Annotated in this window: 15 protein-coding genes and 1 pseudogene; 11 read left to right on the forward strand and 5 right to left on the reverse strand. The window is 61.9% G+C overall.

Annotation, left to right across the window (positions count from 1 at the left end; translation table 11 throughout):
• Window positions 1-94: 94 nt before the first annotated feature.
• Genes ABIA70_RS19550 through ABIA70_RS19580 form a run of 7 tightly spaced genes read left to right on the forward strand, consistent with a single transcriptional unit; the run spans window position 95 to window position 6,717 of the window.
• Window positions 95-1,123, forward strand: coding sequence for an amidohydrolase family protein (locus ABIA70_RS19550; protein ID WP_354149283.1), 1,029 nt, complete (start codon window positions 95-97; stop codon window positions 1,121-1,123).
• Between the two features lie 12 nt (window positions 1,124-1,135).
• Window positions 1,136-1,828: a 4-carboxy-4-hydroxy-2-oxoadipate aldolase/oxaloacetate decarboxylase gene (ligK, locus tag ABIA70_RS19555; RefSeq protein ID WP_354149236.1), complete on the forward strand. Its 693-nt coding sequence runs from the start codon at window positions 1,136-1,138 to the stop codon at window positions 1,826-1,828.
• Window positions 1,825-2,769: an amidohydrolase family protein gene (locus ABIA70_RS19560; RefSeq protein ID WP_354149237.1), complete on the forward strand. Its 945-nt coding sequence runs from the start codon at window positions 1,825-1,827 to the stop codon at window positions 2,767-2,769. The genes ligK and ABIA70_RS19560 overlap by 4 nt, the downstream gene beginning before the upstream one ends.
• Window position 2,770: 1 nt before the next feature.
• Window positions 2,771-4,072, forward strand: coding sequence for a protocatechuate 4,5-dioxygenase subunit alpha/beta (locus ABIA70_RS19565; RefSeq protein ID WP_354149238.1), 1,302 nt, complete (start codon window positions 2,771-2,773; stop codon window positions 4,070-4,072).
• A 25-nt stretch (window positions 4,073-4,097) separates the two neighbouring features.
• Entirely contained in the window at window positions 4,098-5,051 is a 954-nt protein-coding gene (locus ABIA70_RS19570) for a Gfo/Idh/MocA family oxidoreductase (RefSeq protein ID WP_354149239.1), read from the forward strand.
• A 26-nt stretch (window positions 5,052-5,077) separates the two neighbouring features.
• Window positions 5,078-6,022, forward strand: a complete 945-nt coding sequence (locus ABIA70_RS19575) for an aldo/keto reductase (RefSeq protein ID WP_354149240.1) — start codon at window positions 5,078-5,080, stop codon at window positions 6,020-6,022.
• Window positions 6,019-6,717, forward strand: a complete 699-nt coding sequence (locus ABIA70_RS19580) for a substrate-binding domain-containing protein (protein WP_354149241.1) — start codon at window positions 6,019-6,021, stop codon at window positions 6,715-6,717. The genes ABIA70_RS19575 and ABIA70_RS19580 overlap by 4 nt, the downstream gene beginning before the upstream one ends.
• A 54-nt stretch (window positions 6,718-6,771) precedes the next feature.
• Here ABIA70_RS19580 and metH read toward each other — a convergent pair whose 3' ends face one another.
• Window positions 6,772-10,422, reverse strand: a complete 3,651-nt coding sequence (gene metH, locus ABIA70_RS19585; RefSeq protein ID WP_354149242.1) for a methionine synthase — start codon at window positions 10,420-10,422, stop codon at window positions 6,772-6,774.
• Window positions 10,423-10,544: 122 nt separating this feature from the next.
• Window positions 10,545-11,756, reverse strand: a complete 1,212-nt coding sequence (locus tag ABIA70_RS19590; RefSeq protein WP_354149243.1) for a hypothetical protein — start codon at window positions 11,754-11,756, stop codon at window positions 10,545-10,547.
• 134 nt (window positions 11,757-11,890) lie between these two features.
• On the opposite strand from ABIA70_RS19590, the gene ABIA70_RS19595 reads away from it, so the two are divergent.
• The 4 genes from ABIA70_RS19595 to ABIA70_RS19610 all read left to right on the forward strand — a co-directional run bounded on the left by ABIA70_RS19595 (window position 11,891) and on the right by ABIA70_RS19610 (window position 15,649).
• A complete protein-coding gene (locus ABIA70_RS19595; RefSeq protein ID WP_354149244.1) occupies window positions 11,891-12,685 on the forward strand; it encodes an ABC-three component system protein in 795 nt (264 codons plus the stop codon).
• The gene (locus ABIA70_RS19600) at window positions 12,666-12,908 is read left to right on the forward strand and encodes an ABC-three component system middle component 6 (RefSeq protein WP_354149245.1); all 243 of its coding nucleotides are present in this window, start codon (window positions 12,666-12,668) and stop codon (window positions 12,906-12,908) included. Before ABIA70_RS19595 ends, ABIA70_RS19600 begins: the two co-directional genes overlap by 20 nt.
• The gene (locus ABIA70_RS19605; RefSeq protein WP_354149246.1) at window positions 12,901-14,631 is read left to right on the forward strand and encodes a DUF2326 domain-containing protein; all 1,731 of its coding nucleotides are present in this window, start codon (window positions 12,901-12,903) and stop codon (window positions 14,629-14,631) included. The genes ABIA70_RS19600 and ABIA70_RS19605 overlap by 8 nt, the downstream gene beginning before the upstream one ends.
• A gap of 427 nt (window positions 14,632-15,058) precedes the next feature.
• Complete coding sequence (locus ABIA70_RS19610; RefSeq protein ID WP_354149247.1) at window positions 15,059-15,649, forward strand: hypothetical protein; 591 nt, start codon at window positions 15,059-15,061, stop codon at window positions 15,647-15,649.
• Window positions 15,650-15,905: 256 nt separating this feature from the next.
• On the opposite strand, the pseudogene ABIA70_RS19615 reads toward ABIA70_RS19610, so the two are convergent.
• From ABIA70_RS19615 to ABIA70_RS19625, 3 genes and pseudogenes are all read right to left on the reverse strand, one after another.
• Window positions 15,906-16,605, reverse strand: a pseudogene (locus tag ABIA70_RS19615) (ABC transporter ATP-binding protein); the annotation flags it as partial.
• Between the two features lie 189 nt (window positions 16,606-16,794).
• Complete coding sequence (locus ABIA70_RS19620) at window positions 16,795-17,064, reverse strand: hypothetical protein (protein WP_354149248.1); 270 nt, start codon at window positions 17,062-17,064, stop codon at window positions 16,795-16,797.
• 85 nt (window positions 17,065-17,149) lie between these two features.
• Window positions 17,150-17,887: a DUF4238 domain-containing protein gene (locus tag ABIA70_RS19625; protein WP_354149249.1), complete on the reverse strand. Its 738-nt coding sequence runs from the start codon at window positions 17,885-17,887 to the stop codon at window positions 17,150-17,152.
• Between the last annotated feature and the right edge of the window lie 60 nt (window positions 17,888-17,947).

Below are 17,947 nucleotides of genomic sequence, written 5' to 3' on the forward strand. Positions count from 1 at the left end.
GGTAAACACCCCTAAAGTCAGTTTGGGGAAGCACTGATCCAACGAAGTGCAGCTGCCCTCGCCCCGCTTACACTCAGTGACAAGGACGACACTCGTGATTATCGACATCCACGGCCACTACACCACAGCTCCAACACAGCTCGGAGCCTGGCGTGATCTGCAGATCGCATTCACTGAAGGACGCGCGGACGCTCCTGACCCTGCGACCCTGCGCATCAGCGATGACGACATCCGTGAGACCATCGAGGCCAACCAGCTCAAGCTCATGAACGAGCGCGGCAGCGACGTCACCGTATTCAGCCCTCGTGCCTCGTTCATGGCGCACCACATCGGAGACCTCGCTGTTAGCGAGACCTGGGCCCGGATCTGCAACGACCTGTGCGCCCGCGTCAGCGAACTTTACCCCGACCGCTTCCTGGTGGGGGCGATGCTCCCTCAGTCCCCCGGTGCGGACCCCGCGACGAGCGTTGCCGAGCTTACTCGCGCCGTCGAGGAACTCGGCGCCGTCACCGTAAACCTCAACCCCGACCCGTCCGGCGGCAACTGGACGTCCCCGCCGCTGACCGATCGCTCGTGGTACCCGATATACGAGAAACTCGTCGAATACGAGATCCCGGCGATGGTGCACGTCAGCACGTCCTGCAACCCGGCCTTCCACACGACCGGAGCGCATTACCTCAACGCCGACACCACCGCGTTCATGCAACTACTTCAGGGCGACCTGTTCCGCGACTTCCCCGAGTTGAAGCTCGTCATCCCTCACGGCGGCGGCGCCGTTCCCTACCACTGGGGGCGCTTCCGCGGGCTCGCAATGGCGCTGGGCAAGCCCGAAATCGAGGAGCACCTGCTGAACAACGTGTTCTTCGACACCTGCGTGTACCACCAGCCGGGCATCGACCTTCTCACCAAGGTCGTCCCGACCGAGAACATCCTCTTCGCGAGCGAGATGATCGGCGCAGTGCGCGACGTCGACCCGCGCAGCGGACACTACTTCGACGACACCAAGCGGTACGTCGACGCCACCACGAACCTGAACGATGCGCAGCGCGCGCAGGTGTTCGAAGCCAACGCCCGCCGTGTCTACCCACGTCTTGGCCGCGCCCTTACTGCGCGCGGACTCTGAGAGGACCATCAAATGCGACTGAACAACCTCGGCATCGTCCGCACCAACATCGAACGTCCGGATCCCACGGACGTCAAACGGCTTTCGCAGTTCGGCGTCGCCACTATCCACGAGGCGATGGGGCGGGTCGGGCTCCTGCGCCCCTACATCAGGCCGGCCTACACCGGCGCTAAGCTCTGTGGCCCGGCCGTAACGGTGCTGCTTCAGCCCGGTGACAACTGGATGTTCCACGTCGCCGCCGAGCAGGTGCAGGAAGGCGATGTGATCGTCGCCGGCTGCACCACCGAGAGTGAAGACGGCTTCTTCGGTGAGCTGCTCGCGACCTCGCTTACCGCACGCGGTTGCAAGGGCCTCGTCATCGACGGCGGCGTGCGCGACGTCGCCGACCTCGAGAAGCTGGGCTTCCCGGTCTTCTCTCGCGCGATCAACTCGAAAGGCACCGTCAAGGCGACCCTCGGATCAGTGAACATCCCCGTAGTGGTCGCGAACGCCGTGGTGAACCCTGGCGACGTGGTCGTGGCCGATGTCGACGGCGTCGTGGTTGTCCCGCGAGAGCTTGTCGGAGCGGTGGCAGACGCGAGCCAGAAGCGCGAGGATAACGAGGAGGCCAAGCGTCAGCAGTTCCGCGAGGGCGTGCTGGGGCTCGACATCTACAACATGCGCGAGCCGCTGGCCAAGGCCGGCCTCGAGTACGTGGAGGCATGAGCACCATGGCGCACGGCGACACCAGCGGCGGCTTCGAGAAGTCGCCCGGATGGCTCGACTGGTACGACGGGCCCTCGACTCCGACGTTCCGCGTGCCCGCAGGCGCGGTCGACGCGCACTGCCACGTCTTCGGACCGGGTGAGCAGTTCCCGTACGCGCCGGAGCGCAAGTACACTCCGTGCGACGCCTCGGCTGAGCAGCTGTTTGCGCTGCGCGACCGCCTCGGCTTCGAACGCAACGTGATCGTGCAGGCCACCTGCCACGGTGCCGACAACCGCGCCCTCGTTGACGCGCTGCAGCGCAGCGAGGGTCGCGCCCGCGGTGTCGCCACGGTTCGCCGCGACGTGACCGGTGAGGAGCTCGCCGAGTTGCACGCCGCCGGCGTCCGGGGCGTGCGCTTCAACTTCGTAAAGCGTCTGGTGGACCGGGTGCCGACCGACTCGCTCGACGAGATTGTCGCGAAGATCGCCCCGCTCGGCTGGCACGTGGTCATCTACTTCGAGGCCGAGGATCTGCCCGAGCTGTACGAGTTCTTCTCGGCGATCCCCACCGACCTCGTCGTCGACCACATGGGTCGCCCCGACGTGACCAAAGACCCGGACGGTCCCGAGTTCGAGCTGTTCCTGCGCTTCATGCGGGAAAACCCGAACGTCTGGACCAAGGTTTCCTGCCCCGAGCGACTCTCGAGCAGCGGCCCGCGCGCGCTCGACGGCGAGCAAAATGCGTACACCGATGTCGTGCCCTTTGCGCGTCGCGTCGTCGAGGAGTTCCCCGATCGCGTGCTCTGGGGCACCGATTGGCCGCACCCGAACCTGAAGGATCACATGCCCGACGACGGGCTCCTGGTCGACTTCATCCCGCACATCGCACCGACCCCCGAACTGCAGCACAAGCTGCTCGTAGACAATCCCACCCGCCTCTACTGGCCCGAAGGAGTATGACATGACACTCGACAAGCCGTACAAAGACGTACCCGGCACCATCATTTTCGACGCCGAGATGGCCCGCAAGGGTTACCACCTCAACCAGTTTTCGATGTCGCTGATGAAGCCCGAGAACCGTGAGCGCTACCTCGCCGACCGCGAGGCCTATCTCGACGAGTGGCCGCTGAGCCCCGCCCAGCACCAGGCGGTGATCGACATGGACCTGAACGCCATGATGGCCGAGGGCGGCAACATCTACTTCCTCAGCAAGATCGGCGCCACGCACGGCCTGAGCTTCCAGCAGATGGCTGGCTCGATGACCGGCATGAGCGAGGCCGCCTACCGCGACATGATGATCGGCGGTGGCCGTCGCCCCGAGGGCGTGCGGCTGAAGGATCTCGACGGATGGGCCCCTCCCGCGCCGACCGAGAAGTCCGAGGTCATGCGCCCCGACGCGCCGGCAAAGTACACGTCTGCGTTGTTCACCTCGCACGTGCCTGCGATCGGCGCTGCGATGGATCATGGCAAGACCGAGGAGCCTTACTGGAAGAAGGTGTTCAGCGGCTACGAGTGGACCCGCAAGTGGGCCAAGGAGAACACCCCCGACGTCGTGATCCTGGTCTACAACGACCACGCCACCGCGTTCGACTCGTCGATCATCCCCACCTTCGTGCTGGGCACCGGCGCGGACTACCCGGTCGCGGACGAGGGCTATGGCCCCCGCCCTGTGCCCGACGTCAAAGGCCATCCCGAGCTGGCCGCACACATCGCCCAGTCCGTGATCCAGGATGACTTCGACCTCACCCTCGTCAACGAGATGGTCGTGGACCACGGCCTCACGGTGCCGCTATCACTCGTGTATGGCGATGTCGAGGAATGGCCCGTCAGGGTCATCCCCCTCGCCGTAAACGTTGTGCAGTACCCGGTGCCGTCCGGACGTCGCTGCTACGAACTCGGGCGTGCGCTCCGCCGTGCGCTGGACAAGTGGGACGGTGAGCCGCTCAACGTGCAAATCTGGGGTACCGGCGGCATGAGCCACCAGCTGCAGGGCCCGCGAGCCGGCCTCATTAACGAGGAGTGGGACAACGCATTCCTGGACCACCTCATCGCCGACCCCGTAGGCCTGACAGAATGGCAGCACATGGAGTACGTCGACGAGGCCGGCTCCGAGGGCATCGAGCTGGTCGACTGGCTCATAGCGCGCGGTGCGATGGATGATCAGTTCGAAGGCGAGAGCCCCGAGGTGAACCACCGCTTTTACCACGTGCCTGCGTCGAACACCGCCGTCGGCCACCTTGTTCTCACAAACCCGACCGACTGACCGTATCCGCGACTAAGGAGCCCCCATGACTGACAAGATCCGTGTGGCCGTCGTCGGCGCCGCAGGCGCCTTCGGCATGAAACATCTCGACGGCCTGATGAACATCCCCGATGCCGAGGTAACCGTCGTCAGCGGCACGCGGCCCGAACCGACCCAGGCAGTTGCCGAAAAATACGGCGTCGAGAACGCCGTTGTCGGCCTGGACGCCGTACTCGAGCGCGACGACGTCGACGCGGTGATCCTTGCGACGCCCACGGGGCTCCACGCGTCTCAGACCCAGGCGGTGCTCGCCGCCGGCAAGCACGTGCAGGTCGAGATTCCGCTGGCCGATTCGGTCGCGGACGCCGAGGCAGCGCTCGAGGCGGCTGAATCATCCAATCGCGTCGCAATGGTCGGTCACACCCGCCGCTTCAACCCCTCGCACCAGTTGGTACATAACCGGATCGCGTCGGGCGAGTTCAACGTGCAGCAAATGGACGTGCAGACGTACTTCTTCCGCCGCACCAACACGAACGCGAAGGGCGAGGCCCGGTCCTGGACCGACCACCTGCTGTGGCATCATGCCGCGCACACCGTCGACTTGTTCGCCTACCAGGCAGGCAAGATCGTTCAGGCGAACGCGGTCCAGGGCCCGATCCACCCCGAACTCGGCATCGCGATGGACATGTCGATCCAGCTCAAGAGCGAGTCGGGCGCGATCTGTACGCTGTCGCTGTCGTTCAACAACAACGGGCCGTTCGGCACGTTCTTCCGCTATATCGGTGACACCGAGACCTACATCGCGCGTTACGACGATCTCTATAACGGCCGTGAGGAGCCGATAGACGTGTCGCATGTCGCCGTCAGCATGAACGGTATCGAGCTGCAGGACCGTGAATTCATCTCGGCTATCCGCGAGGGACGCGAGCCGAACTCGTCGCTTCGCCAGGTGATCGACTGCTACCGCGTGCTCGGCTCGCTTGAGAAGCAGCTGGCGTGAGGCTACCCACCACCGGTCTGGGCTGTATGTCGCTGAGCCACGCGTACGGCGTCCCCCCGTCGCGTGACGAGGGGCTGGCTATGCTGCGCGCAGCTCTCGATGAAGGCATCGGGATGCTCGACACGGCAACACTGTACGGCGGCGGCCGCAACGAAGAGCTTGTAGGTGCCGCGATCGCGGGGCGCCGCGACGAGGTCTTCCTGGCGAGCAAGTGCGGGATGGCGTCCGTCGACGGCGTGAAAGTCATCGATGGACGCCCCGACACGCTGCGCGCACAGGTCGATGCTTCGCTGAGCCGCCTTGGCGTCGATTACATCGACCTGTACTACCTTCACCGGTGGGACAAGAAGGTGCCGATCGGCGATAGCGTCGGCGCGCTGGCCGAGATGGTCGCCGCAGGCAAGATCGGCGCAATCGGCCTGTCCGAGGTGTCGGTCGCGCGGCTGCGAGAGGCGCAGGCAATCACCCCTATCGCGGCCGTGCAGAACGAGTACTCACTGTGGAGTCGCAATGCCGAGCTTGGCATGCTCGACGCCACCCGCGAGGACGGCGTGACTCTTGTTGCATTTTCGCCGGTCGCAAGGGGCTTCCTCGCCGATGCAATCAAGGACCCGGGTGAGCTGTCCCAGAACGACATCCGCCGCGGCATGCCGCGCTTCCAGCCCGAGCACTGGGGTGCCAATGCGGCGTTGCTGGCCTCCTGGCGGGAGCTGGCTGCGGAGGCCGGTTGCACCCCAGCACAGCTAGCACTGGCCTGGCTGCTCTCCCGCGGCGATCACGTTCTGCCGATCCCTGGAACAACGAAAGTCGCGCACCTGCGGGAGAACATGGCGGCGGCCGACATCGTTGTCGACGGCGCGCTGCTGGCGCGGGCCGGCCAGCTGATTGGCACGGACACCATCTCTGGCGCGCGATATGCACCAGCAGCGGCCGCCGAAGTTGACGCCGAGACTTTCGAAGATGCCGCATGAGGGGGATCTCGTCGATGGCCACCCGCCATGTTCTCGCCGACCTCGCTGAAGCTGCCGCCGCGGCGGGTCTACCGCTTCTGCAGCTCGAATCCGTCGGCGGAGTGGACGCCGTCCAGCGGGTGACCGCCGTCGAACCGTTCGACCTTGTGTTCCTCGCCGAGGACGCTCTCCAACGCCTCGCTGCCGAGGGGCACGTGGATCCGGCATCCATCGCCCCGATCGTACTGTCGGAGGTCGCCGTGGGCGTGCCCGCACGCACCGCCGATCCAGCCACGTGTTCCGAAGGCACGGCCTTTGCGAATGCCGATGAGCTTCGCACGGCCCTGCGTGCGGCGTCCCGCATCGGATACTCCACCGGACCGAGCGGCACCGAGCTGTTGCGAATGATCGACCGCTGGGGCATGACCGATGAGGTCGGCGACCGGCTTGTGCAGGCCCGTCCAGGCGTGCCCGTGGCGAGCCTGCTCGCCACGGGCGAGGCCGATCTCGGCCTGCAGCAGCTCAGCGAACTGGTGGGGCAACCCGGCGTGTGCATCCTCGGCGTTCTCCCGGCCGACTGCGCGATCAGCACGGTCTTCGCGGGTGCTGTCGCGACATCCTCCAACAACGCGGCTCGTGCTGCGGAGGTGTTGGCCTTCTTCCACTCGGACCTCGCGGCATCGATCAAGTCGTCGCACAGTTTTCGCGCGCCCTGAGGCCCTAGCCTTCCGCGTCCTGGGAGGCGCGTTAAGGCCGTTCCGGACCCCAGCTCACACCTTGAAGTACTTCGCCTCCGGGTGGTGGAACACGAACGCATCGGTGGACTGCTCGGGGTGCAGCATCAGCTCATCGCTGAGGACCACGCCCATCCTTTCGGGCTTCAGCAGCTCCACCACCTTGCGGCGGTCCTCCATGTCCGGGCACGCGGGGTAGCCGAGCGAGAACCGTGCACCGCGGTACTCGAGCTTGAACAGGCCGGCTTTGTCCTTCGGCTCCTCGGCCGCGAAACCCAGCTCCGAGCGGATGCGTGCATGCCAGAACTCCGCGAGGGCCTCGGTGAGCTGCATGACCAGGCCGTTGAGCTCGTAGTAGTCGCGGTAGTGGTTGCCGGCGAAGAGCTTGGCCGTCACTTCATCCACGTTGCCGCCGGCGGTGACCAGCTGCACCGGCAGGACGTCGATCTGCCCCGCTTCACGGGAGCGGACGAAGTCGGCGAGGCACAGATGACGGTCGCGGCGCTGGCGCGGGAAGTCGAAACGCAGCCGCTCGGTGCCGATCGGACCGTCTGAACCACCGTCGGGGGCGAGCAGGCCCGGGGTGCCGAGGACGCCGTCGGAATCCGTACCGTGGTGCAGCACCACCACCTGTTCACCCTCGGAGACCACCGGGAAGTAACCGTACGCGACCGACGCGTCCAGCATTCCCTCGCCGAGGATGCGGTCCATCCAGTAGCGCAGGCGCGGCCGGCCCTCGCGTTCCACCAGTTCCTCATAGGAGGCGCCGTCCTCGCCGCGGCCGGGCTTGAGCCCCCACTGCCCCATGAAGGTGGCGCGCTCGTCGAGGAACGCCGCGAAGTCGTGGAGTGCCACGCCGCGCACGATGCGGGTGCCCCAGAACGGCGGCGACGGCACGACGTTGTCGGATACGACGTCGGAACGCCCGGGCATTGCCTCCGGCTCGGTCAGGGTGAGGGATGAGCCCTTGCGGTGGATCCGCTTCTTCAGCGCGGGCAGGCCCACCTCTGCGGGGTCGGCGCCGCGGGACACTGCCACCAGCGGCTCCATAAGGGACAGGCCCTCGAAGGCATCCTTCGCGTAGCGCACCTCGCCGTCGAACTGTCCCGCGAGATCGCTTTCGACGTAGGCGCGGGTCAGGGCTGCACCGCCGAGGATGATCGGCCACTTCTTAGCCAGGCCGCGGGACTGGAGCTCAGCGAGGTTCTCCTTCATCACCACGGTGGACTTCACGAGCAGGCCGGACATGCCGATCACGTCCGCGTTGTGTTCCTCGGCTGCGGCGATGATGTCGGCGATCGGCTGCTTGATGCCGAGGTTGATCACCTTGTAGCCGTTGTTGGTGAGGATGATGTCCACCAGGTTCTTGCCGATGTCGTGCACATCGCCGCGCACGGTGGCGATGATCATGGTGCCCTTGCCCGAGGAGTCCGATTTCTCCATGTGCGGCTCGAGCAGGGCCACGGCGGCCTTCATCACCTCGGCGGACTGCAGCACGAACGGCAGCTGCATCTCGCCGGCTCCGAAGCGCTCACCCACCACCTTCATGCCCTCGAGCAGGTAGTCGTTGATGATGCCGAGCGGTTTCATGCCCTCGGACCGTGCCAGGTCGAGGTCCTCTTCAAGGCCCTTGCCTTCGCCGTCGATGATGCGCCGCGCCAGGCGTTCGCCGGTGGGCAGCGCCGCAAGTTCGGCCGCGCGCTGGTCCTTCAGCGCTGCGGTGTCGACGCCGGCGAACAGGTCCAGCATGACGTTCAGGGGGTCGTAGGTGATGTTGCCGTCGGCGTCGTATTCGCGGCGGTCCCAGACGAGGTCCAGGGCAACCTTGCGCTGATCCTCCGGCAGGGTAGCGAGCGGCACGATCTTGGCGGCGTCAATGATGCCGCTGGACAGGCCGGCCTCCACGGCCTCGTGCAGGAACACCGAGTTCAGGACCATGCGCGCTGCCGGGTTCAGGCCGAAGGACACGTTGGACACGCCGAGGGTGGTGTGGATGCCCGGGTACTTCGCGGTGATCTGGCGGATGGCCTCGATGGTTTCGATGCCGTCCCGGCGGGTTTCCTCCTGGCCGGTGGCGATGGGGAAGGTCAGGGCGTCGACGATGATGTCCTCCACGCGCATCCCCCAATCGGCCACCAGGGAATCGATGAGGCGCGAGGCGATGGCCACCTTGCCCTCGGTGGTGCGCGCCTGGCCGTGTTCGTCGATGGTCAGGGCGATCACGGCGGTGCCGTGTTCCTTCACGAGCGGCATGATGCGCCCGAAGCGGCTCTCCGGGCCGTCGCCGTCCTCGTAGTTGACGGAGTTGATCACCGGGCGTCCGCCGATGTGCTCGAGCCCAGCCTGCAGCACCTGCGGTTCGGTGGAGTCCATGACGAGCGGGAGCGTGGAGGCCGATGCGAAACGGGAGACGATCTCCTTCATGTCGGCCACGCCGTCGCGCCCCACGTAGTCAATGCAGACGTCGAGCAGGTGCGCACCGACCCGGATCTGCCCGCGGGCGATGTCCACGCAGTCGTCCCAGCGCTCTTCGAGCATCGCCTGGCGGAACGCCTTCGAACCGTTGGCGTTGGTGCGCTCGCCAATGGCGAGGTACGCGGATTCCTGGTCGAAGTTCACGTGCTGGTAGAGGGAGGCGATGCCGGCTTCACGCTCGGTGGGGACGCGGGAGCCGTCGGCGCCCCGCCCGCCGGTGGCGACGGCGTCGGCAGTGCGGAAGGGTGCAAGACGTTCGACGACGGCGGCCATGTGCTCCGGCGTCGTACCGCAGCAGCCGCCCACCAGGCCCAGGCCGAATTCGCGGATGAACTGTTCGTGCGCGGTGGCGAGTTCGGTGGGTGTGAGCGGGTAGTGTGCGCCGTTGGGGCCAAGGATGGGCAGGCCGGCGTTGGGCATGCAGGCGATGGCGACGGAGGACTGCTTGGCCAGGTGGCGCAGGTGCTCGCTCATCTCGTCCGGCCCGGTGGCGCAGTTCAGGCCGATGGCGTCGACGCCGAGCGGCTCGAGCGCGGTGAGCGCGGCGCCGATTTCGGATCCCATCAGCATGGTTCCGGTGGTTTCGACCGTTACCTCCACGAAGATGGGGAGCCGGATGCCGCGGGACATGATGGCCTGCTTGCAGCCGTTGACCGCGGCTTTGGTCTGCAGCAGGTCCTGGCTGGTTTCGATGAGGAAGGCGTCCGCTCCCCCGTCGATGAGGCCCTCGGCCTGCAGTGCGAAGGTCTGCTTGAGGTAGTCGTAGGTGGTGTGCCCGAGGCTGGGGAGCTTGGTGCCCGGCCCCATGGAGCCCAGGACCCAGCGCATGCGCCCGTCTGTTTTTTCTGCCGCTTCGGCGCGGTCGCGGGCGATCTCGGCACCCTTCCGGGCGAGCTCTTCGATCCGGTCGTCGATGCCGTAGTCGGAAAGGTTGGACCAGTTCGCGCCGAAGGTGTTGGTCTCGACAGCATCGATGCCCACCGCGAAGTAGGCGTCATGGATGTCCGCGAGGACATCCGGCCGTGTGGCGTTGAGGATCTCGTTGCAGCCCTCCAGCCCCAGGAAGTCGTCCTCCAGCGAGAGTTCACGGCCCTGCAGCATGGTACCCATCGCCCCATCGGCAATGACCACCCGGTGGTTCACCGCATCCAGCAGCTCCTGGGCGCGGACGGGACGGGGCACGGACTCAATATCAAGCGCAAAACGAGGCATCTAAACAGGTTACGTCTGGTGGCTCCAACGTCGCGCTGTGTGTCCGTGTACTACGGCGGTGGGTGGACGGCTTCCTTCCAGCTGCCCTACGTTTACCCTACTTGAGCAAAGGTTACCTGTCGCTAGCTAAGCAGAACCAATGCCTTGTTCATCAGGTTTGTAGCGAGCGCGCCCTTGAGGAGCTTCGAAGCTGCGACGCCGGAGATCTGGAGCAATATTTCAGTTTGCTGTGTCTCGTCCACAAACACATCATCGCCGTGGCCATACTCCCTTAGGACTGAATACCGGGAATGCAGAACGTTTGCCACTTGCTTTCTATGTATGTGGAACGCCACGTCAGTACCCTCTGTGTGCACATACGTGATCGGAGTTCTTAGGTCGCTAACGAACTCGTTTTCCGGGACGGGGCGGAGAACGGACGGAATCATGCTGAGTTCCGTGGCCAGATATTCCTCGATGGTTGTCACTTCTGGAGGCCACGCGGCAAAAGGGTCTGTGCCTATACGTCCTTCGCGTTCGATATCGAAGCTCGACACATCTACTGTCAACTGCCATCTCTCAACATTGTGGCCGTAGTATTCCATGCTTCCCGTAAAGTACGGTGCTGATACGTCTACATACGTAGCGATCTGTCTGTCATTAATTCGAAGGATGTCGCCAACGCCCACGACGGTCACTTGATCTACGTAGCTGGGGTGGAGTTTCTCGGCCAAGACAGTCTTGAATTCCGGTGAGAGCAGAATTTCCAAGGCTCGAAGGGCATCCTGGAGGGGAAGCCGCATATGCGACACATCGCCCTTTCGGACGCTAGCAAGATCAGGAAACACTTGCACGCCTGGGCGGGGCGAAAGTGCTGTACGAAGTGCTTTGTCATTCGTGACAACTGCCACGGTGGAGTACTTAGCGCTCGCCGCCAGTGCGTGCATATACACGATGTGGTCAACGGCCCCAGTCGTTACGCCGCTCTTGGGGGATGCGGTCGGGGCCTTGAGAATCTGCGCTAGCAACCCCTCCCGGTAGTAAGAATCTGGGGACCTCCCAATCACCGCCCCCGATGCCTGAATCTGACTAACGAAGTTCTTGTAAATCTTTTGGGGTTGATCGATGGAGCGATTGTCGACGGCCGTCAGCAGGAGCAATTCCTCTACATCGACATATGCTTCCCATGCATGGCTTGCTAATTCCCGGCAAACGACGTCAGGTACGATCACGTGAAGCCCCAGGGACGCCATCGTACTCAGTGAGTTTAGAGTGCTTCTCGTGAGACGTCCTTCGAAGAAGGCATTGGTGTCCACGACAACGGCCGTCGGATTGTCATTGGATGCGGCTGGCATTATGCGCTCCACTGTTGACGCTAAAAATCGGAACTCTAATTAGACCATCCAATCTTTGTGCGAAGTATCCGTGGCGCCGCGTCTAGCGCGGCGAGGCTACCGGCGTGCGGCGAGTACACGGATATACTGCCGAAATGACTACAGGCACCGGTCGGACAAGATCGTCTGCCACTCAAGAGAAAATTGTTGCTCAGAAGAGCCACAATCGATGCGCCTATCCTGATTGTGGAGCGGCGCTAGTCGTCGAAGCCACGAGTCCTTTGGACAGCGCCAAATCGGTCGGCAAATTCGCCCACATTTGCGCAGCAAGTCCTGGCGGCCCACGCTACGCCGCCTCCATGACTGACGTGCAGCGATCGTCGGCAGACAACCTGATCTTTCTGTGCGGCACCCACCACGACGTCATCGACTCCCAACTCGATTACCACACCGTTGCATACCTGCGCGAAGCAAAGGCTAAGCACGAAGCACGGCTGTCTCGGGCGGTGAGGCACGCTCTGGGCGAGATAGGTTACGCAGACCTTGAAACCGTATGTCGAGTTATTGGATCCATTCCGGTAGTCAGCACCAGGATCGACGTGCCCTTGGCTATTGCTGAAAAGGTTGAGCTGAATGGGCTCAGTGATGGCACGCAGGCAAAGATTGGGGACGGACTCGCCCAAGCGGGAAGAGTAGCGGAGTTTGTTGAATTCCAATCCCGGAGTGCCCAGCAATTCGGGACACGACTTGCCTCAAGGTTTAAGGCATCGTACTACCAGGGTATTTCAGATGGCTTGACCCCCGATGATGTCTTCGAGAGCATTCTCTTCCATGCCTATGAAAACTCAGGTCCAGAGGATACGCCCAGCTCAAGGGCGGCGGCCCTAGCCGTAGTTTCCTTCTTGTTCGAGCGATGCGAGATTTTTGAGCATGAGCCAGCTACTCCCTGACAAATACGTACCACTCAGACAGTCCTTAGTAGGACAAGGAGCCGTCGTCCTTTCGGTGCTCCAAAATGAACCCTATTCAGTGGCTCGCCTGTACGTCGAATCCAAGCGGCACATGCCCCATCTCACTTACGACAATTTTGTATTCACAATGGATTGGCTTTATTTGGCCGGCAGCATAGTAGTGGACAAAGACTTAGTCCGAAAGGGACGCCCTGATGCTTAAGAAACTAACTGCCAACAAAGATGCCTTCCGGCCGATTTTCTTCAGAGAAGGGCTGAATGTTGTGTTGGCGGAGCAAGCCCCGGACGCATTGTCAACAGACAGCCGAAACGCTCGCGGTAAAACAACATTATTCCACATTGTGCGTTTCATGCTGGGTGGCAATCTGCCCAAACAGCTTGCACCGCTCAAAGACGACGGTTGGGAATTCAGCCTTACGTTGGAGCTATTTAACGAAGATGTCACCGTCACCCGCAGACTTGGAGGGGGCACAGGACTAGGCATCTATTACTCACCTGAACTCAAGACCGTCATGGAGCTATACGTATCTGAGGGACAAATTTCTCTCGAGAGCTGGAAGGAACTTCTGGGCCTAGCCTTCTTCTCGCTTGATCAAGATAATACGTCAGGCAGCTTCGGTCTATCTGCCAGAACGCTTCTCAGCTACGTCATTCGTATAGATTCCGGAGCAGATCCCTTGAAGGCGTTCCCCCTGCAACCAGGTTGGAGTGCGCGCCAACACCTTGCTTTCATGTTTGGCCTTGATTGGCGGATTATCAGAGACCTACAGGAACTGGGCCAAAAGTCTGCTGCACTGAGTTCGATAACCAGTGCCGCTGACCAAGGACTCCTGCCGAGCTTTTCCGGAGAAAGCGATCTCCTGATTGAACGCTCGGAGGCGCAGCGTCAATTCCACGAATTCCAGACTCGGGCCAACGATTTCCAGATACTAGATGATCCACAAGCACTTATTCAGCAAGCCGATCGGTTGACCGAGGCTCTCTCTCGATTGCGCGATGAAGCATTCGAAGATAGCCGAATGATGACCCTGTACGGCGATGCCCTGCGCGAGGCAGTCCAAGAGGCCGAGGACACATTAGACGCCGATGTGTCCTTTCTATACGAGCAGGCCGGAACTTTGTTAGGTGAAAACGTACGCCAGCGTCTCAGCGATGTGAAGGCCTTCCACACCCGGCTGGCACAGAACCGCAAAGTATTCATCGAGCAATCCCTGTCCGCACTCGTGGATGTCCAACAGGAGCGGAAGAGGCAGTTGGATGAGCTCACAAATGAACGAATGGAACTCTTTCGCGCGATAAACGCTGGCGGAGCCATCGATGAACTTTTAGCGCTCAAAGACCAAGCCTCAACATTCCAACGCCGTCTATCAGAAATTGAACTGCGTCTGCAGCAGGTGCGCGACGTCACGGAAAGCCAGGAGCGCCTCCTGGCGGAACGCTCAACCCATCGCCAGGAAGCACAAACCCAGCTGAACCGATCAAGGAAGAAGCTCGATCGAATCGCCAATCGCTTCGACGAGCGGATGAGACGACTGTACGGGGTGGGGGGAGTGCTAACAGCCGCCGTTGACAACGACGGCTACAAGTTCGCCATCAACGTTGCTGGTCAAAACAGCACCGGGGTAAACAAGATGAAGCTCTTCTGCCTTGATCTGGCTCTTTTGGAAGAAGGGGTTGATAGTTCTCACCATCCAGACTTCCTCATCCATGACTCCAGCGTCTTCGACGGCGTAGATCCCCGCCAGACCGCTTCTGCGCTGCAACTTGCTTCTGAAACGGTTTCATCCGTCAGGGCACAATACATTTGTGCCCTGAATTCTAACGACGTGCATCCTGAAATCCGCGACGCTGAATGGTTCTCCGACGGGATTGTCCGCACAGTCCTCGACACGGACACTGGGGGCCTCCTGGGCGTGAAGTTCTGACAGAAAGCCTTTGCCGAGGGCCTATCCTGGTCTGAGATTGTGTCGCGCCGCCTCCAGTAAAGTATGTGGGTGCCAATACTCGTTGTGATAGCTGAAGCCCTCGCGAATATTTTTGCCTTTAGCATCGTCGCCATGGTTCCCGCCACGCTCGTAGCGTTGCGTTCCTTCGCGAAGGACGTTCGAGCATATCGAGATATTCGCACAGCAATCGCGCGTCGCGACCGGCTAGTCGAGCAACTTGCCGTTATGCACCAATTGGTTCCAACCGGCATCGTCGTTGACACCGTTGGCTCCTTGGGGGCAACTCGCGTGGGTCACAGAACGCTTGCGTCGGGACACGACTGCGCAGAAGGCTAAAACGAAAGCCGCGGGCAAAAGGAGAAACCACGCGCGCACGTTCCTCTTAATCTTACTTTGGCTTCCCGCCGTGGTTGATATCATCATCCTTGCGTTCGCCGTCCCTGTTTCCATCCGCGCCCTTCCCTCAAACACTATTTCGACAGCGGTCTCTATTGTTTTTCCGGCCGCAAGTGGAAGCGAGTGGGCAGCGCTTATAGTTGGGTTTTTTGTACCACACATAGCCGGCACTATTCTGCTCGCAACTTGGGCCATAAAGGTCCGAACTCTCGAGGCGGACCAATTTGCAAAGGCTACTGAAACAGCTAGGTCTCTAGCTGTTGGTTACCTTGCTCTCATATGCTTTGTTGTCTATAGCGGCAGCATAGCGGGGTTGAATGTTGGCTGGTACGGAAGCTTCTCGGCAAGTCTAATTGAACTTACAAAGCCCTTGCTCCCTTTGCTGTCCATTGCAGCAATGGTCGCCACTTTTGGTCCTGGTTTCAGCAAACATAGCGACGGGCTAGAGCTGACCAAAGCCAGTCTAGACGAGTTTGAAGTCCCTGCGACGACCACGAAAGGAGCTCCTACGAAGAACAGGAAGATATCTAGGATGCCTTCTCCCCGCCTTCGTTCTCGATTTGGAGCAGGCAGCAAACGCGCGTTCGGGAACCCCAATTAGAATCCGTAAAAATGAGCCCTATCAGCGAAAGAGTACTGATAGATGCGAAAGATCCAGTTAGGTAAGGAGTGGTTTTGACCTTTCGCCGTCAGAACGCATGCTGCAGCTTTAGAGACGTTGCGCTCGATAAAAGAGTCGCAGTATAGGTTCGCGAAGCCGCCAGCACCTTGCTGACACGTAATTTCAGCCGCATACGCCGTAAGTCGAGCAAGCTCACGATGCGGGACTAATTCATCAAAAGACACTAGCTAGGCGACTAGACCTCCGCCACAGGCGCCGCGAACTGCGCCTCATACAGCCGCGCATAAGTACCGCCCGCGGCCAACAGCGAGGCGTGCGTGCCCCGCTCAACGATCTGGCCCGCCTCCATCACCAGGATGAGGTCGGCGCATCGTGGACAGGCGGTGGGCAATAACGAACGAAGTCCGGTCCGACCGCAGGGCACTCATCGCCTTCTGCACTAGCACCTCGGTCCGGGTGTCCACCGAGGACGTCGCCTCATCAAGGATCAGCACCGACGGCCGGGCCAGGAACGCCCGTGGAATAGTCAGCAGCTGCTTCGCCCCCGCTGACACGTTGCCGCCCTCATCCTCCAGGACCGTGTCATACCCCTCCGGCATCGACCGCACGAACCGGTCCACATACGTCGCCGTTGCGGCCTCCATGATCTCGGCCTCGGTAGCCGTGGACCGGCCATAAGCGATGTTGTCCCGGATGGTCCCGCCGAACAGCCACGTATCCTGCAGCACCATCCCCAGCCGCGAGCGCAGCTCACGCCGCGGCACCGAGGTGATGTCCACGCCGTCGAGCGTTATCCGCCCGGCGTCGATCTCGTAGAACCGCATCATTAGGTTCACCAGCGTGGTCTTGCCCGCACCGGTGGGCCCCACAATCGCCACCGTCTGCCCCGGCTCCGCCACAAGACTCAAAGAAGAGATCAGGGGCTTGTCCGGCGATCCCTTTGCCTTGGCAAGAACTGTGGGGCTTTTAAAGCCGAAACGGGAGGCTTGCCGGTCACCGGTCAGAAACGGTCGTTTTTGATTTATAACGCCGCTGCATATCGCGGGCGCACTTGGCGGCTGGGCGCGAGTGTGCCGGGCATGGTCCCCATGTGTGCGAAGCGAATGAGGTATCTGCGCGGCCCGCTAGAAGACCTGGCTTTCCAAGAAGCTGTAGGCCAGCCAAGCAAACACCCCGACCGAGATGACGGCGGTGATGGCCCCTGGAATCCGCCCCTTCCTTTTGACGACGGCAATCACCGCGAGGACTGTGGTGAAGATGAACAGCGGAAAGGTGACGCTGGCCAGGAAGTAGAAGAGCGGAATGCCGGAATCCACACCGCCCCCGACGACCCAAGCGGCCCAGAATACACCTGCGGTGTTCAGTGCCAGCAGCATCAGGGAGATCGCCCCCATGCTGAACCACCGCCGGCCGGGGACCGGTCGCGGTGTACCGGAAGTTCCTGCCGTCAAGGCTAGGCCTGCTTCACTGCCTGCAAGGTCATTCTTGAGATCGTTTAGCCGCGACCACCGCAGCCTTGCTGAAATTGAGCGATCCCCTAGCTCCGACGATCCACCGTTTGCTGTTCTCTGCAAGCAGCCGATTATGGGGAACATCATCTGGGAGGTCTTCTCCGATCACGAGTAGTTGGGTCGGGGAGAGTGGGAAGGAGATGGTGGAGATTTCGGCACCGTCGGTTGTCCGCCACAGTAGGACCGCGCCGTCTCCGGTGGCGAGTCCCCTTGCCTCTCGAACCTGCCATGGCCATTGTTCGAGTCCCAATGGGGCCAGCCTGAGGACATCCTGGAAGGACTGCGACAGGAGCAACGCGTCCCCGAGGGCAAGCTCCGTTTGTTCGATCCGTCCGTCGGCTCTCAGTACAACGGCGGGGGCGCGGACCTTGGTTCGATCCGCGTATCGTCCTCGGTCAAGGTGCATGTCCAGGAAGGCGATCACGGCGCGCGCCTCGGCCGTCGTCAACGGTTCCCTTTCGCGCATCTTAACAAGAGCCGGAGTGCCGGCGTCCTCAATAAGTGAGTAGTCTCGCTCAAGGTTTCGCGTGAGGACATTGGGGTCGTAGGCGTAGCTTACGACTGTGGCGCTCAGATAAGACGAGGGATAGCCTCGGCCGTCCTGAAGATCGAGCACGTCGACAACATTCCTCTTGTCTGCCCACGCGCGGATATAGCCCTTCGACACCATGTGTGCGTTTTTAACAGCGTCTTCATTTACGGCCATGAACGACACCCCCTCGCATCTCAATGTATCCGACCAAGCCCTAGTGCTGAGCGAAGCCCC

This window comes from Arthrobacter sp. 754, from assembly GCF_040548695.1.
GTDB lineage: Bacteria > Actinomycetota > Actinomycetes > Actinomycetales > Micrococcaceae > Arthrobacter.